The 15598-nt window shown below is 72.8% G+C and carries 14 protein-coding genes and 3 tRNA genes; 7 read left to right on the forward strand and 10 right to left on the reverse strand.

Annotation, left to right across the window (positions count from 1 at the left end; all coding sequences use genetic code 11):
• Positions 1-181 precede the first annotated feature (181 nt).
• The 3 genes from bioD to ABZ749_RS12020 are packed head-to-tail and all read left to right on the forward strand — an operon-like array spanning position 182 to position 3210.
• Positions 182-907, forward strand: a complete 726-nt coding sequence (gene bioD / locus ABZ749_RS12010) for a dethiobiotin synthase (protein ID WP_357226504.1) — start codon at positions 182-184, stop codon at positions 905-907.
• Positions 908-961: 54 nt separating this feature from the next.
• The gene (locus ABZ749_RS12015; protein WP_357226507.1) at positions 962-2533 is read left to right on the forward strand and encodes a histidine kinase; all 1572 of its coding nucleotides are present in this window, start codon (positions 962-964) and stop codon (positions 2531-2533) included.
• Positions 2533-3210, forward strand: coding sequence for a response regulator transcription factor (locus ABZ749_RS12020; RefSeq protein ID WP_357205298.1), 678 nt, complete (start codon positions 2533-2535; stop codon positions 3208-3210). The genes ABZ749_RS12015 and ABZ749_RS12020 overlap by 1 nt, the downstream gene beginning before the upstream one ends.
• Positions 3211-3247: 37 nt before the next feature.
• On the opposite strand, the gene ABZ749_RS12025 is transcribed toward ABZ749_RS12020, so the two are convergent.
• From ABZ749_RS12025 to ABZ749_RS12045, 5 genes are all read right to left on the reverse strand, one after another.
• Positions 3248-4024, reverse strand: coding sequence for an ABC transporter permease subunit (locus ABZ749_RS12025; RefSeq protein ID WP_357226510.1), 777 nt, complete (start codon positions 4022-4024; stop codon positions 3248-3250).
• On the reverse strand, positions 4021-4953 hold the full coding sequence (locus tag ABZ749_RS12030; protein ID WP_357226513.1) for an ATP-binding cassette domain-containing protein: 933 nt from the start codon (positions 4951-4953) through the stop codon (positions 4021-4023). Before ABZ749_RS12030 ends, ABZ749_RS12025 begins: the two co-directional genes overlap by 4 nt.
• A gap of 89 nt (positions 4954-5042) precedes the next feature.
• Positions 5043-5891, reverse strand: coding sequence for a polysaccharide deacetylase family protein (locus ABZ749_RS12035; RefSeq protein WP_357226518.1), 849 nt, complete (start codon positions 5889-5891; stop codon positions 5043-5045).
• Between the two features lie 24 nt (positions 5892-5915).
• On the reverse strand, positions 5916-7106 hold the full coding sequence (locus tag ABZ749_RS12040; protein ID WP_357226522.1) for a cytochrome P450: 1191 nt from the start codon (positions 7104-7106) through the stop codon (positions 5916-5918).
• Positions 7107-7115: 9 nt separating this feature from the next.
• Positions 7116-7784, reverse strand: a complete 669-nt coding sequence (locus ABZ749_RS12045) for a 50S ribosomal protein L11 methyltransferase (protein WP_357202210.1) — start codon at positions 7782-7784, stop codon at positions 7116-7118.
• A gap of 150 nt (positions 7785-7934) precedes the next feature.
• Between ABZ749_RS12045 and ABZ749_RS12050 the strand changes: the two genes are divergently transcribed.
• Complete coding sequence (locus tag ABZ749_RS12050; RefSeq protein WP_357226528.1) at positions 7935-8828, forward strand: hypothetical protein; 894 nt, start codon at positions 7935-7937, stop codon at positions 8826-8828.
• A 94-nt stretch (positions 8829-8922) separates the two neighbouring features.
• Here the strand turns inward: ABZ749_RS12050 and ABZ749_RS12055 are convergent, their stop codons facing one another.
• The 3 genes from ABZ749_RS12055 to ABZ749_RS12065 form a co-directional block, all read right to left on the reverse strand.
• Positions 8923-11853 carry a M36 family metallopeptidase gene (locus ABZ749_RS12055; RefSeq protein WP_357226532.1) on the reverse strand — a complete coding sequence of 977 codons (2931 nt, stop codon included), beginning with the start codon at positions 11851-11853 and terminating at the stop codon, positions 8923-8925.
• 140 nt (positions 11854-11993) lie between these two features.
• Entirely contained in the window at positions 11994-12575 is a 582-nt protein-coding gene (locus tag ABZ749_RS12060; protein WP_357226538.1) for a TIGR03086 family metal-binding protein, read from the reverse strand.
• A 70-nt stretch (positions 12576-12645) separates the two neighbouring features.
• Positions 12646-13248 carry a TetR/AcrR family transcriptional regulator gene (locus tag ABZ749_RS12065; RefSeq protein WP_355007060.1) on the reverse strand — a complete coding sequence of 201 codons (603 nt, stop codon included), beginning with the start codon at positions 13246-13248 and terminating at the stop codon, positions 12646-12648.
• Positions 13249-13635: 387 nt separating this feature from the next.
• On the opposite strand from ABZ749_RS12065, the gene ABZ749_RS12070 reads away from it, so the two are divergent.
• From ABZ749_RS12070 to ABZ749_RS12080, 3 genes are all read left to right on the forward strand, one after another.
• A tRNA-Gly gene (locus ABZ749_RS12070) sits at positions 13636-13708 on the forward strand.
• A gap of 34 nt (positions 13709-13742) precedes the next feature.
• A tRNA-Cys gene (locus ABZ749_RS12075) sits at positions 13743-13813 on the forward strand.
• 13 nt (positions 13814-13826) lie between these two features.
• A tRNA-Val gene (locus tag ABZ749_RS12080) sits at positions 13827-13901 on the forward strand.
• Between the two features lie 62 nt (positions 13902-13963).
• On the opposite strand, the gene ABZ749_RS12085 is transcribed toward ABZ749_RS12080, so the two are convergent.
• Both ABZ749_RS12085 and ABZ749_RS12090 read right to left on the reverse strand, forming a co-directional pair.
• Positions 13964-14554, reverse strand: coding sequence for a winged helix-turn-helix domain-containing protein (locus ABZ749_RS12085; RefSeq protein ID WP_357226545.1), 591 nt, complete (start codon positions 14552-14554; stop codon positions 13964-13966).
• Positions 14555-14832: 278 nt separating this feature from the next.
• On the reverse strand, positions 14833-15567 hold the full coding sequence (locus ABZ749_RS12090) for a GNAT family N-acetyltransferase (RefSeq protein ID WP_357226551.1): 735 nt from the start codon (positions 15565-15567) through the stop codon (positions 14833-14835).
• Between the last annotated feature and the right edge of the window lie 31 nt (positions 15568-15598).

A 15598-nucleotide genomic window follows, 5' to 3' on the forward strand; every position in this document is an offset into this window, starting at 1 on the left:
GGTCAGGCCGAAGTTCGACGGCATCCGGGCCAGCACGCCGTCGATGATCCGGATCAGGTTGGCCTGCGACGTGGACAGGGTGTTGATGTTGCCGCCCCGCAGTCGCGAGCCGAGGGGGCGCCGTGAGCGCGAGGAGTGAGGCGGGTTTGCGAGCCCCGCAGTCGCGAGCCGAGGTGGCGCCGTGACGGGCTGGGCGGGGTCGGTACTGGTTACCGGGACGGACACCGAGGTCGGCAAGACGGTGGTGACAGCGGCGATCGCGGCCGCCGCGCAGGCCGCCGGGCTGCGGGTGGCGGTGGTCAAACCGGGCCAGACCGGTACGGCCGGCGGTGAGCCCGGCGACGTGGACGCGGTGAACAGGTTGGCTGCGCCGCTGACCGGTCGGACCCTGGCCAGCTACCCGGATCCGCTCGCCCCGTTGGCTGCCGCGCGGGTCGCCGACCTGCCGCCGTTGGAGTTGTACGCGGCGGTGGACGCCGTCCGCGCGGAGGCCGACAAGCACGACCTCGTGTTGATCGAGGGCGCGGGTGGGTTGCTGGTTCCGATGGGGCTGCGGCCGTCGGGGGAGCCGTGGACGATGGCCGACCTGGCGGTGTCGCTCGGCGCGCCGGCGGTGGTGGTCGCCCGCGCCGGGTTGGGCACGCTCAACCACACCGCGTTGACCCTGGAGGCGTTGGACCGTAGGGCGGTGCCGGCCGGTGTGGTGATCGGCGCCTGGCCGGTCCGGCCGGAGCTGGTGCACTGGACGAACCTCACCGACCTGGTGCCGAACCTGCTCGGCGCGCTGCCCGACGGCGCGGGCGCGATGGACCCGGGCGTGTTCCGGCGGTCCGCGCCGGGTTGGCTCACCCCGGCCCTGCACGGGGTGCTGGACGACTGGCGGGTCTGGGCCGAGGAGAGCGGCTGAACACCTGACTTTCGTCGGTGTCCGCGCAGGTCGGGCGTGGGTAGCCTGACCGCCGTGCGGATCCTCGACTACCCGCCGCCGGGTTGGCTGCACCGGCGGCGTCGCCTGCTGCTGGACGTGCTGCTCTGGGCGGTGGTGGCCGCCCCGGTCGGCTACGCCGAGGCCAGCCCTCCCTATTCGCGGTACACGGTGCCGCTGCTGGTCGGCAAGCTGCTGCTGCTCGGTGTGGCGGTGGTGGCGACTCGACGTCAGCCGTTGGTCGCCCTGGTGCTGGCGGTGCTCGGGTCGCTGGTCGACGGCAACTTCGTGTTCGCCATTCCGGTCTTCAGCTATCTCGCCGGGCGGCGCAGCGCCACAGTGGGTCCGGCGATCGTGGTCTTCGTGCTGATCACGGCCGGTGGTACGGCGCTCAACCTGGGGTTCCTCGGCGCCGGCGCGGCCACCTGGTTCCTGCTCGCCTCGGTGCTGCTCTTCGCCGCCGTGTTCCCCTGGCTGGTCGGCCGGTACCGTCGCCAGCAGCAGGAGTTGACCGACGCCGGTCGCCGGCACGTCGACGCGCTGACCCGCGAACAGCGGGGTGCCGCCGAGCGGATCCGGCTGCGTGAGCGGGCCCGGATCGCCGGGGAGATGCACGACTCCCTCGGTCACGACCTCAGCCTGATCGCGTTGCGCGCCGCCGCCCTGGAGGTCGCCGCCGACCTTGACGACCGGCACCGGGCCGCGGCCGGGGAGTTGCGGGCCAGCGTCTCCGCCGCCACCGAGCGACTGCACGAGATCATCGGGGTGCTCCGCGAGGAGGCTGGCGCGTCGCTGCGCCCGAGCGGGGAGACGGTGGCCGACCTGGTCGACGGTGCCCGCGAGGCCGGCATGGTGGTACGGCTGGACGCCGCCCCGGCGGTCGCGGACCTACCGGCGATGACCTGTCACGCGGCGCACCGGATCGTCCGGGAGGCGCTCACCAACGCGGCCCGGTACGCGCCGGGTGCCCCGGTCGACGTGCGCCTCACCCGCGACGGTGACCGGGTCGAGGTGACAGTCGTCAACGACGCTCCGCCGGCCGGGCCGCTGCCCGCCCCGCCGTCGCAGGGCAGTGGGCTGCTCGCCCTCGCCGAGCGGGTCCGCCTCGCCGGTGGGACGCTCGACGCCGGCCGTCGGGCGGACGGCGGGTTCACGGTACGGGCGGTGTTGCCCGCCACCGCGGCGCCGCCCGAGGCGATCGGGTCGGTGGCCGACGTCGCGCCGACGTCATGGTCCGACGAGCGACCCGGCCCGGCAGAGCGGCCGGTGGACGCCGAGCGGCGGCTGCACGACGCCCGCCGGAAGGTTCGGCGCAGCCTGCTGGTGGCGCTCGTCGCCCCGGTCTGTTTCGCCCTGGTGCTCTCGTTCGTCTACTACCCGGTGGCGACCGCCGGGACGGTGCTGGACCGGGCGACATTCGACCAGATGCGTGTCGGCGCGGCCCGCTCGGAGCTGGTCGGGCTGCCCCGGCGGCAGTTGGAACGGTCGGCGGCTGTCGACCGGGCCGGCTGCGAGTACTACACCGACGGTAACTTTCCCCTCGCCGCGCCGACCTGGCGCCTCTGTTTCACCGATGGCCGGCTGGTCAGCAAGGAGTGGATCGCCTAGTGGACACCCACACCACGGGGACACCGCCGATCCGGGTGGTGCTGGCCGACGACGAGGCGATGATCCGGGCCGGCGTCCGGGCCATCCTCGCCAGCGACCCGGGCATCGAGGTGGTCGCCGAGGCCGGCGACGGGCACGCGGCGGTGGAACTGGTTCGTGCCCACCGCCCCCGGGTGGCGCTGCTGGACATCCGGATGCCGCGGTTGGACGGGTTGGCCGCCGCCGCCGAGATCCGCCGGGTCGTGCCGGACACCGCGACGATCATGCTGACCACGTTCGGCGAGGACGACCACGTGGCCCGGGCGCTCGGGCACGGTGCCAGCGGGTTCCTGCTCAAGGCCGGCGACCCGCGTGAGCTGATCGCCGGTGTGCACGCGGTCGCCGACGGTGGGGCGTACCTGTCGCCGAGGGTGGCCCGCCGGGTGATCGAGCTGGGGGCCGACCGGTTGGCCCGTCGACCCGCCGCCCGGGACCGTGCGGCCGGGCTGACCGAGCGGGAACGGGAGGTGCTGGCCCTGGTCGGGGCGGGTCTTTCCAATGCCGAGATCGCCCGCCGGCTGCACCTTGTGGAGGGCACCGTGAAGAGCTACCTGACCAGCATCTTCACCCGGCTGGACGTCCGCAACCGGGTGCAGGCGGCGATCCTGGCGTACGAGGCGGGGTTGGTCGACGGCTGAGCGGGGGCCGATCGGCCCCCGCTCAGCGCGGCCTGCCTTACGCGTCGCGTCGGCGCAACGCCGCCCGGCCCAGCAGCAGTGCGGCGGCGGCCCATCCGGCGAGCAGGAGCAGCCCGACCACTGGCGGGTACGGCTCGGTGTCGCCGGCCAGGAAGTGCCCGCCGGCCACGCCGGGGAACACGTCGGCGATCCGGTTCAGCACGTCGATGTCCGGCTCCTGGAGCGACAGCGGCACGATCATCAGGGTGGCGAGGAGGACGGTGAGCGTGAGCACCGCACTGCGTAGCGCGGCGCCGAGGCCCAGGGCGAGCACACCGACCAGCGCCAGGTAGGTCGCCACCGCCACGATGTCGCCAACCGTGTCGGCGGCGGGGGCGCTGCCCCACTCACCGAGCACCGGCCGGGCGACCAGGGCGCCGACGCCGCCGAGCAGCAGCCCGAGCGCGAAGGTGACCGCCCCGGCGACGGCGGCCTTGGCCAGCAGTACGCGACCGCGGGACGGGGTGCACTGCAGCGTCGTACGGATGGTGCCACTGGTGAACTCGGCGGTGATCGCGAGCAGGCCCAGCGCCAGCACCACGTACTGGGTCAACTCGACCGAGTCGATGAGCACGCTGCCGACGGTGACGATTCCCCGGTCGTCGGTCGGGTCGTCGTTGGTGTTGTCGTTGGCGGCGTAGATGGCCAGTTGACCGGCGCTGGCGGCCATCACCAGCAGCCCGGCCAGCGCCGTCCACCAGGTGCTCCGGACCGAGGAGAGCTTGGTCCACTCGGCGGCCACCGCGCCGTGTCGGGTGCTGGTGCTGGTGCTCATCGCGCCCCACCTCCGGTCGGGCCACCGGCGTACTCGACGCTGTCGGCGGTCAGCTCCATGAACGCCTGCTCCAGCGACGCGGCGTGTGCGCTCAGCTCGTGCAGTCGTACCCCCAGTTCGTGGGCCAGGTCGCCGACCTGGTCGGCGGTGGCGCCGGTGACGGTCAGCTCGTTCCGGGCGGCCGCCTCGACGCTCGCCCCGGTGGCCGTGAGGCGCGCGGCGAGCGCGGCCAGACCATCCGGGTGCGGGCTGCGGACTCGGACCGCGACAGTGCTGCGGGCGATCACCTCGCCGATCGGCTCGTCGGCGAGCAGTCGCCCCCGGCCGATCACCACGAGCTGGTCGGCGGTGAGCTGCATCTCGCTCATCAGGTGGCTGGACACGAAGATCGTCCGCCCCTCGTCGGCCAGTGAGCGCATCAACTGCCGCACCCAGCGCACCCCGTCCGGGTCGAGGCCGTTCACCGGCTCGTCGAACATCAGCACCGGCGGGTCGCCGAGCAGCGCGCCGGCGATGCCGAGCCGTTGGCCCATGCCGAGCGAGAGCGTCCGCCCCGGCTTGGCGGCGGCCCGCCCGTCCAGCCCGACGGTGTCCAGCACCTCGTCGACCCGGCGGGTCGGGATGCCGTTGCTGTGCGCCATGGCCCGCAGGTGCGCCCTGCCGGACCGGGCCGGGTGGATGGCCCGGGCGTCGAGCAGCGCGCCCACCTCGTGCAGCGGCCGGCGCAACTCCCGGTACGCGCGCCCGCCCACCAGGGCCTGCCCGGCGGTGGGACGGTCCAGCCCGAGGATCATCCGCATGGTGGTGGACTTGCCGGCACCGTTGGGGCCGAGGAAGCCGGTGACCCGGCCGGGCGCGATGTCGACTGTCAACGCGTCGACCGCGACGGTCGACCCGAACCGTTTCGTCAACCCACGTAATGTGATCATGCGCTGACGCTAGGCGAGCGAGCTGCCACGCCGCCGCGCCCGAACGGCACCACCCATCCCTGACTTTCGTCAGGTGGGTGGCGGGCTGATCACTGTACGTACTGCTCCAGCAGCGCCGGGGTGAGCCCGGCCCGGTGGATCGCCTTCAATGCCGCGAGCAGGTCGTCCATCAGCGCCGGTCGGAAGTGCATCAGCAGCACGTCGCCGGGTTGGATCACCTTCTCCGGGGTCTGGTAGCGCACCTTCCCCTCGTGGACGGTCTCGGTCCAGTGGAAGACCGCCTTCGCACCGCAGTCGTGTGCGGCCTTCAGCGTGCTGCTGTCATGCTCACCGAACGGTGGCCGGAACAGGGTGGGCCGCTTGCCGAACAGCTCCTCCAGCCTGTCGGCGGCACCGCAGATCTCCTGCTTCTGGTAGTCGTACGACCTGCCGGCCAGCGAGTTGTGGTGGATGGTGTGGTTCTCCACGACCCCGCCCACCGCCTCGATCTGCCGGAAGTAGTCGGTGTGCTCCGCCGCCGCTGGCGAGTTGAGGAACATCGTCACCGGGATACGCGCCTCCCAGATGAAGTCGATCACTCCCGGCGGGCGGGCCAGCCCACCGTCGTCGATGGTGATGAAGGCGACCTTCTGGTCGGTCGGCAGGCGATGCCAGAACGCGGCCGAACCGGTGGTGGGCAGCGGTACCGGTTGCGGCAGTGGTGCCTCGGGGAACGTCGGCACCTGGGACACGTACCAGGCCAGGCTCTTGAACGCGGGCTTCGCGGTCGGGGACGGCGAGGCCGAGGGGGTCGCCGCCGGGACGGACGGAGTCGGCGTGGCCGCGGCGACCTGCCGAGCGTGCGCCGGGTGGCTCGGGCCGACTGTGCAGGCAGTCAACGCCAGCAGGGCCAGAAACGTTACGACGGCAGGAATCCGACGGGTGGGGGTGGCTGACACGCCCGGAAACATACCGAGCGGATGTCAGGATCCGGTCAGCCCGGTGTCCGCGGTGCGGCGGCGGACCACGAACGCGTCAGGCATCCGGAAGGTGAGATTGTCCGGGCACCAGGGCGGACGGAGCACTGTCACCCTGTCCAGCAGCGGCGCGGCCTCGGCCACCACCACGGCCGCCTCCATCCGGGCCAGCACGTCCCCGACGCAGCGGTGCGCGCCCGCCCCGAACGCCAGGTGCCGGCGTGATCCACGCTGGCCCGGCCGGAACTCGTCGGGCGACTCCACGACCGCCGGGTCCCGACCGGCGCGGCCCAGCCACAGCACGAGGCTGCTGCCCGCCGGCACCCGCGTGCCGCCCAGCGTGCTCTCCGTCGCCGCCATCCGCCGCCAGGTGACGATCGGTGGTTCCAGCCGCAACCCCTCCTCCACCACGTCGGCCACCGCGACCTCGCCGCTGCGCAGGCCGGCCCGGACGACCGGCTCGTCGGCCAGCCGGTGCAGGAGCAGGGTGAGGAACTGCGAGGTGGTCTCCTGCCCGGCGACCAAGAGGAAGAAGAGCGCGCCGACCACCACGTCGGGCGGGTGCCCGGCCGCCCGCAGCTCGGCGGCCAGACCGCCACCGCCGGCCGCGAAGTCACGCAGCACGCTGTGGAACCGGCCCACCTCGGTGGCGAGCGCCAGCTGCCGGTCGGGATCCAGTGGTGCCCAGAACAACTCCAGCGCGGCGCGGGCGAACTCCTTGACCGCGCCGACCGGCGCGTCCGGCAACTCGACCAGCCGGGCCAGCACCAGCAGCGGCAGGTCGGCGGCGAGGTCCGCGTACAGGTCGACAGGCGAGCCGGCGTCGAGCGCGGCGCCGATCCGGGCGACCCGGTCGCGCACCAGCGCGGTGAGCCAGGGCCGTTGCGCGGCCACCCGGGCCGGGTGCAACGCCTCCGCGACGATGGCCCGGATCTGCGGATGGCTGGCGCCCGAGTTGTTCGCCAGGGTCGGCGGTAGCCGGAACCGGTGCCCGGCGAGCACCCGCAGCGCGGTCACCGGCATCGGAGTCACCGCGTCCAGCGCGTTGTCCGGTCGGTAGGTGACCGGGTCGGCGAGGACCTCGCGGACCAGCGCGTGCCGGGTCACGACCAGGTGGGTGCCGCCGACGTGGTCCGGCACCCGGGCCACGTCCGGCCATGCGGGGTCGGCCACCTGCGCCCAGCTGCGGAACAGCACCCGGACACGCTAGCCGGAGGCCCCCGGCAGCCCGGCGCGTAGCCGCCAGACGGTGGTGCGCTTCACCCGTACACTCTCCAACGCCTCCGGCACCGGCACGTCGTACCCGGCCACCTCGTCGAAGCGGTCCCGGGGCAGGAACGCCCGGCCGGGGTCACCGACGAGCGCCGGCGCGCCGGCCCGGGCGGCACGCAGCAGGAACCGCAGGACCCGGCGGGCCATCGCCTCGCTGTAGAAGACGTCTCCGGCGAGCACCACCTCGGCGTCCCCGGCGTCGCCGTCGAGGATGTCGCCGAACTCGGCGTCGACGCGTACCCCGTTGGCCTCCGCATTGAGGGCGACCGCCGCGACCGCCAACTCGTCCACCTCGACGGCCCGCACGGACGCCGCGCCGGCGCGGGCCGCGGCGATGGCCACCAGGCCGGAGCCGGAGGCGAGGTCGAGCACCCGCCGGCCGGCGACCAGCTCCGGGTGGTCGGTGACGTAACGGGCCAGGGCCTGCCCGCCGGCCCACGCGAACGCCCAGAACGGCGGTGGCCGGTCGCTGGAGAACTCGCCCTCGGTCAGCTCCCACAGGCCGATCGGCTCGTCCGCCTGGTGCAGCCGCACCTCAGGTACGAAGGGGACCGGGGCCAGCCGGGCGTGCAGCCGGACGAACGTGCTGGAGAGCTCGGACACGGCGTGATTGTCCCAGCGGCCCGACTCCCGGCGTGTCGCGGGGGAGTGGTGACCGGTTCACCACGGTCGGTGAAAACCCACCCCGTCCTTGCCGTCCGGTGCGAACACACCCGTCTGGTCGGTGCCGTCCCCCGCTTCTAGCGTTGCGGGGTGGAGGCGACCGAACGGAGGACGGCGGTGGTGACGGTGTGGCGGTATGCGCTGAGGGCAGGGGTGGTGCTGGCCTGTCTGAGCGGGGTGGAGCTGGCGGCGGCTGCCCCGGCACAGGCGGCCTTCACCACCGAGATGAGCGGCCTGCCGGGACGGTTCACCGCCGGTGAGCAGGTGCGGACGATCTCCGCGGTGGTCTCCCAGACGGACCGGCGCGCCAGGTGCGCGAAGGTGCGCTGGTCGATGGTGCTCAGCGTGCAGGGCGGCCTGCGGCTCGACCAGGTGAAGATGGACCGGGTGGAGGAGACCGGCGACTTTCCGCTGCAGATCCGCACCGAGGGTGACACCGCCCGGCTGACCGACCGGCAACTCGACCCGGGCACGCTCTGCCCGGGCCGTACTGTCACGGCCCGCTACCGGGTGGCCTTCGCCGAGGACGTCACCCAGGGGCGGGTCACCCTCGCCGCCGAGGCGTACGACGCCAACCTGCGCCTGCTTGCCCGGCAGACCGCCACCCGCTCGGTGGTGGGGGTGGGCGGCGTACCAACCAGCACCCCGAAGCCGACGAAGACCCCGCCGGAGCCCACCGAATCCGCCAGCGTTCCGACCGAGGACGAGAGCACGGCGACGGAGGAGGCGGTCGCGGAGTACCCGGCCGACGCCGCGCCACCGGCGGCCAACCGCCCGGTCTCGCAGTCTGGCGCGTTCGGCGTGGTGCAGGCCGCGTTTCTCCTCGGCGGGCTGCTGCTCTTCCTCGGGGTGGGGCTGCTGCTGCGGCTGCGGCACCTGACCCGGGCCGCGCCCGGGGACGCCGACGGGGGCGACGATCCCCCGGTGGACCGGCGCTGGGAGCGCCCGGCCGTCGCCGACCCGTGGAGTCGAGCGCACCGTTGATCGAAAGTCCGCGAGGGGAGCCGTGCGGCGGTAGCGCGGACCCGCGCTGATCGGGGGTTGGTGGGGCCGGCGGAGATCCGCCGGCCCCACCGTGTCACTTCGAGAACGCCTGGAACTCGGCGATCCGGACCTGGCTCCGGGCCGGGCTGGCGGTCGCGCAGTCCGTCGTCGTGGCCGGGTCGTCGTCCTGCTCGCCCGCGTAGTTCGGGCCGCCGGTGCACTGGCTCGCCAGCACCTCGAGACGCAGGTGGGTGGCGAGGGTGGTGGGTACCGCGAACGTCCGGAGGTTGATGTCGCGGCTGTACGCCCGGTACGCCCCGCCGGGGAACGCGTCCCCCGCGCTGGTGTAGATGCGCTGCCAACGCGCCGGATCCGCGCAGTCGGTGGTCGTCGCGTTGCAGGCGGACACCGCGAACGAGCGCAGGGCACTGAGTGCGTTCTGCGCGCCGGTGTCGGCGTCGCCGGTGATCGCCGGGCGCAGCATCGCGCTGACGTTCACCCGCTTGACCGTCTGCGGGGCGTCGCCCGCCAGCGCCACTGTGAGCTGCCGGCCGGCGACCCCGTCCAGGGACGCCCAGTTCGTCGCCTCGGTGTCGTCGACGACCCGGTCCAGGTTGACCCCGTCGCCGGTGACGGTGGCGCCGGACGCGGTGGAGGCGAGGTTGCGGCTCATCCGCAGGTCGACGTACCCGTCCTGGCCGGCTCGGGCGACCACGCTGAGCCGCTGGTGCCCGAACCCGGGGGCCACGGCGAGCAGGTCGTACGTGCCGGCCACCATCTCCACGGTGTCCGGGATCGGCGTCGCCGGGTCGGTGTCGGCCACCGGCACGGCCCGGGCCTCGTACGCCCCCACGTACACCCGGATCGGCGCTTCGGCGCTGTCTCCGCGCGGGCGCAGGGTGAGCGTCGCGTTGCCACCGCGCGGCGAGGCGAAACTCGGCGTCGGGTCGGTGTCGCCGGCACCGTTCGTGGCGGCGTCCCGGCCCATTCCGGAGCGGGCGAACTCGGCCCAGATGAGGTCCTGGTTCGCGCCGCCGAAGCGGAGCAGGTCGGCGGTGAGCATGTTGTCGCGCATGTCGAGCATGCTGACCTGGCTGGCGGCCTGGAGCAGGAACGAGTCGAAGACCAGCTGTGACCAGCGCCGGTTGCCCGGGCACTGATCTGCCGCGACCTTGCCCAGCGCGCAGTCGAGCTGCCGTTGCGGGGTGCCGAGGCCGTACCGCTTGACCAGGGCGGAGCGGACCCGGAAGTTGGTGGCGCCCCAGATCTCCCCGTCGGCGTGCACGGCCGGACCGGCGGTGTTGTAGCCGATGTCGGAGTAGTTGAGCGGGCTTCGGCTCAGGTCGTAGTTGCGGATGCCGCTGACCAGGTTGCCGGTGACGTAGCCGCCCGTGATGAAGGGCGTCTCGCCGGGCGCGCGCAGCCCGTGCTGGAAGAGGTACTCGGCGGCGAGCAGGTCGCCCCAGGACTCACCCATCGACCCGCCCTGGTGGCCGCTGATCCCGCTGTCCGGGCCGGCGATCATCCGGTTGGTGATCGCGTGGGTGTACTCGTGGCCGATCACCGTCATGTCGTAGTCGCCGTCCACGCACGGCGGGTACGGCCCACCGGCCTGCGGCTGCCAGAGGTACATGTTGGTGGTCGGCGGCAACCCGTCGCGCGGGGTGCCCTGGTTGGCGTTGTTCCGGTTGCCGGTCAGCGCGCCCTGTTGGGCGCGGCCCTGCTCGGCGTCACCGCCCAGGCCGGACGGGGTGAGGTTGACCGCCTGGAGGTTCCACGCCGACTCGGTGAAGCCCAACTGGTACGACCAGTCGTGCATCCGGTTGTGCATGGCGAAGAGGTTGGCGATCGACGCGTCCGCGTCGTTGCGCTGCGCGGAGGTGAACACGCCCGGGTTGCACCGCGCCTGGTGCCACTGGTCGGTGAACTGGTACTCGTAGCGGCGCTCCGGGCTGGTGGGGGCCGGCACGACCGGGGTGCTCGCACCCCAGGACAGCACGGTGTTGGCCGAGTTGCCGCGCGAGGTGAAGGTCGGCGTACCGGTGGCCGCGTCGACGTCCCACGGTTGGCCGGTGGCCGGGTCGCGGAAGGCGGCCTGGCAGCCGGGGGCCGGGTCGCCGCACCAGCGCACCCGGGGGTCCTGCCCGGGGCCGAGGTCGCGAGGCGGGGTGGCCGGGAAGACCGCCCAGCTCGGGTTGTCGGAGTCGAAGTCGACGAGATCCTCGCGGACCAGCACCTGCCCGGTGCTGCCATCCACGTAGCTGGTGAACGCGGCCGGGTGCTCGGTGTCCGCGCCGATCATGGTCACCTCGTAGGCGGCCCGTGGCCCGTCCAGCGGGGTGGGCACGGCCACCGACCGGATGGTGTGGCTGGCCACCGCGTCGGCGGTCAGCTTGGCGTCGGCGAGCGCGGCGGCGTACGCCTGCTCCGCGGTGCGGGTGGCCGGCGCCGGCGCGCTGGTGTCGCGAGCCAGCGAGGAGCTGACCGAGAGCACCGCGCCGTCGGCGACCGCGAGGGTGACGAGGCCGTCCGGCCCCGCGGGCAGGTCGCCGAAGCGTTGGCGGAGGGTGACGACGGTGCCGCTACCGATCGGTCGGACCAGCACCCGTTCCATGCTGGCCACCGTGGCGGCGTCCATGCCGAACAGGTCCTGGTTGGCGGCCAGGTAGGCGCGGGCGGCGGCCTCCGGGTCGGCGGGCAGCCCGCTGGCCAGCGGGGTGCGGCCGGGGCCGAGCGCCTGTGGGGTGCCGAGCCGGTTCCACCGGACGTCGGGGTCGACGGCGCGGGCCAGGCCGCGTTGGCGGGCGTCGGGTGCCGCCGTACCGGCGCGGTTGTCGGCGTCGGCGGGGGTGTGCCCCTCGGCGAACGGCCCGGACCGACGCTCGGTGGATGTCGCGCCGCCGGTGGGGGCTGCGGTGCTCACGCCGGTGGGGAGCAGCGCGGCGACCGTCGCCGTCGTCGCCAGGATGGCGATGAGCCGGCGTCGACGCCGGCTCATCGGGGGTGACCACTCCGGTTGTGGCACGGGACCTCCTCGTGGGAGCGGGATGGCCGGCGAGTCGCCGACCACAGATGCGCGGTGACGCATGCGCATCTGTGGATATCAGTCTCCCGAGGTCACGGCAAGGTCCGGAGCCGCTGTCGCACCAACAGATCGAGATTCGTTCAGGCGCTCGGCGCCCAGTCGGGGTCGCGGCCGAAAGCGGCCAGCAGGTGGTCCTGCTCGTCGGCGTCGTCGGGCACCTGTACGCCGGTGTGGACCAGGTTGTTGCGCCGGTAGGCGTCGATCTGGCCGGCGAACCACTGGGCGGCGGCGTGCACCGCGTCCGGGTCGAGCCGTGGCTGCGCGCCGATCGCCACCGCCACGTCCCAGCCGTGCACGAGGTGCTCGGCGAGGAGTTGCCGGAGGTACTCGGTGGCCGGGGTTTCGCCGCCGGAGAGGTGCACGGTGCGATCGATCGCGCCGGGGTGGGTGGCGGCGATCTCGGCCTGCGCGGCGGCCTCCCGAGCCGTCGCGATCGGGTCGGCGCCGAGTTGGTCACCGTCGAGCCGGTCGCCGACCTCGTCGATGGTCCGGCCGGCAAGCAGCGGAACGCTCCACCGGTCCTCGGTCACCACGTGGTTGACAAGGGTGCGGAGGTCCCAGTCCGAGCAGGGTGTCGGATCGGACCACTGGCCGGGCTCGATCTGATCCACCCGGTCGATGAATTCGGCCAGGCTCCGGCGGTACGCCTCCAAGAGGTCCATGCCGCCGATTGTTCCGGTCGACGGGGCGGACTGAGTCCGTTTTGCCCGGCTCGGTGCTGGCTACCCCAGCTCAGTCGAGGTCGGCCGGGTCCAGGCCGAGCTCTCGGGCGGTGACCAGCCGGACCCACTCGCCGAACTGGCGGCGGGAGATCACCCGGTCGTGCACGGCGAGTTGGACGGCGAGGCCGTCCATCACCGCGCTGATCCGCCACGCGGCCCCGTCGGCGTCGGCGCACTGGAAGGTGCCGTCGGCCACCCCGGCGGTGATCACCGCGGCCAGGTCCTGTCGCCAGCGCAGGTCCAGCCGCCGGGAGACCTTCTCCAACTCCGGGGTACGCAGCGACTCGGACCAGCCGTCGATCCACATGGACCAGGAGGTCGCCCGCCCGGCCGGGGTGTAGAGCTTGAGGATCCGGCGGAGCTTGGTCAGCGGTGCGGCCGAGGAACGGGTCACCGCGTCGAGCCGGGCCAGATCCTGCTCGACCGCGTACGCGAAGGCCTGCGCGAGCAGCCGTTCCTTGGTGGCGAAGTGGTAGAAGACCAACGCCTGACTCACGCCCGCGGCATTCGCCACGTCCGCTGTCCGGGTGTTGGCCAGCCCGCGCTCCACGATCACGTCGCAGGCGGTGCGCAGCAGGGCATCCAGGCGGATCTCGGCCGCACGTCTCGTCACGACCGTTACCGTAGCCCATCCGACTGAACACGAACAGTTACCACCACGCGCCGATCCACGCCGTGGCAGTCGGAAGCCGGACACTTCTTTCGGGTGTCGTCGGTCGTTCCACGGAGAGTGTTCACCGAGGTCCGCTGCCCGGTGCCGGGTCGTCGAGACGTCGATGGTCAGGTATGCGACGCGATGATGACGATCATTGCCGAGGAATGTCGGAGTGTGACGGTCAGTGCCGGATTCAGACACCAGGTCAGCCACCTAGGAAGCCGGCCGGGGGTGACTCCGCTCCAGCCCCGGCCACCCCGGACGCGCCGAGGCGACCCCGAGTTGGCAGTCAAACACCTACTCGGCTAAAGTTCTCATCCGTCACCCGGGAACATCCGGGGGCGTGCGGACGTAGCGCAGCTGGTAGCGCATCACCTTGCCAAGGTGAGGGTCGCGGGTTCGAATCCCGTCGTCCGCTCGGAGCTGCCGCCACGTATGACGGGGGCAACCTCGGTGGGGTGGCCGAGAGGCGAGGCAACGGCCTGCAAAGCCGTGTACGCGGGTTCAAATCCCGTCCCCACCTCGGCAACAAGCACGGGCGATTGGCGCAGTGGGAGCGCGCTTCCTTGACACGGAAGAGGTCACTGGTTCAAACCCAGTATCGCCCACCAGAGGAGAACGGCTCGTCACCGGAAGACCGGTGACGAGCCGTTTCGCTTGTGGTGCCACGTCATCAGTCGACGCTGAGCCGGTAGCCGACGCCTCGTACGGTGTGCACGCGCAGGGCGTCGTCGACGGCGTGCAGTTTGCGACGTAACCGCTTCACTGCCGAGTGCAGGCTCGACGTGTCGCCGAGGAACGCGCAGCCCCAGACCGATTCGAAGAGCCGCTGGTACGTCCAGACTCCGACCGGTGCGGTGGCGAGTTGAGTGAGCAGGTTGCGTTCGAGTCGGGTCAGGCTCAGCCGTTCTCCGCGCCACGTCACCACGTGGTCGAGCGGGTAGATCTCAAGGTCACGCAGGCTGATCCGTTTCGAGGTCGCAGCAGGGGCGGGCGCGGCGGCGGCCCTCGGTGCGGCGGTGGCCTTCACCGCGGGGGCGGGTTCGGCGGCGGCTTCGGGGGCGGGTTCGGCGGCGGCTTCGAGGGCGGCGGCTGACGCGCCAACGGTGCCGGGCGCGGTGGGGCTGAGGAGTGCGGCCGGCCCGTTGACCATGGGCGGGCCGATCATCGCCTGCAACTCGGCGAGGTCGGTGCAGATGACCAGAGTGCCGAGCCCGTCGAGTCGCCGCACCATTCGCTCGCGTACCGACACGTCAGCGCTCACGCAGAATACGAGGGACAAATCGTCGACCATCGTTCCCCTTCCCCAGGTGCCACAGGAAAGACAACGCTGTCTGACCGCCGTAGTCAATGGTTTCGCCGGCAACCATCGCCTTCCGGCCCGCACCATCCAAAGATCGCGCTGGATCCTGGATGTAGTGGTATCGCACCGTCGATGAGGCCACTACATCCAGGATCCAGCACGATCATGGCGGCGGGGCGGCGGGGCGGCGGGGCGGCAGGCGGCAGGCGGCGGCGGGCGGCGGGCGGCGCGGGGCCGGTTCAGAAGGTCAACAGGCGGAACTCGCCCACCGGCCGGAAGCCGAGGCTGCGGTAGACCGACTCACCGACGGCCGACGAGGTGAGTGCGGCGGTGCGGACGCCCCGCTCGGCAGCCAGTTCGAGGGCGGCCCTGGTCATGGCCGCGCCGATGCCTCTGCGACGCTGCTCCGGCTGGGTGCCGACGAAGTAGAGGGTGACCAGACCGTGGCTGATCCAGGCGACGGCCGTCGCGACGATCCGACCGTCATCGAGGCGGCCGGCCAGCCGCAACGCTGTGCCCTCTCCGGTGAATGCCTTCTCCCGTTCGATCGTCGCCGCCACACCGTCCGCTGGGATTCCGGACACCCGGGCATAGGCCGGGACGAACGTGGTGAGGTCGGTGGTCTCGGCGATCCGCACACCGACCGGAGTCGGCACCTCCGCCACCGCCGCGATCCCCACGGTCATGATCGGCATCCGGGCGACCTGCGCGGCGCCGAGGGAGACCAGGCCGTCCGCGGTGCCGGCGTCGCTGTCCGGGCCGACCCACCAGATCCGGGGTACGCCGTGCAGGCGCTTCCGGGCCTCGCTGAGCGCGTCCTGCGGTGTGCGCCCGACCACCCGCAGCACGCCGTTGAGGGGTGCGTGCGGCACCTCACTGCGGTAGGTCGGGAGGTCCGGCCCGCCGGCGACGCCGATGTTCCAACCGAGCAGGTACGCCCGGTGCGCGGCCAGCACCGTGTCGAGAGGCTCCATGATCTGGATCGTAACGCGGGGGCGGCAACCC

The sequence above is a fragment of the Micromonospora sp. NPDC047753 genome (genome assembly GCF_040642735.1).
Lineage (GTDB): Bacteria > Actinomycetota > Actinomycetes > Mycobacteriales > Micromonosporaceae > Micromonospora.

Bases quoted from the DNA above. Each gene is read 5' to 3' on its own strand.
- ABZ749_RS12060 (WP_357226538.1), bottom strand. From the start codon at position 12,575: ATGGACCTCTTGGAGGCGTACCGCCGGAGCCTGGCCGAATTCATCGAC.
- ABZ749_RS12090 (WP_357226551.1), bottom strand. From the start codon at position 15,567: ATGGAGCCTCTCGACACGGTGCTGGCCGCGCACCGGGCGTACCTGCTC.
- ABZ749_RS12030 (WP_357226513.1), bottom strand. From the start codon at position 4,953: ATGATCACATTACGTGGGTTGACGAAACGGTTCGGGTCGACCGTCGCG.
- ABZ749_RS12025 (WP_357226510.1), bottom strand. From the start codon at position 4,024: ATGAGCACCAGCACCAGCACCCGACACGGCGCGGTGGCCGCCGAGTGG.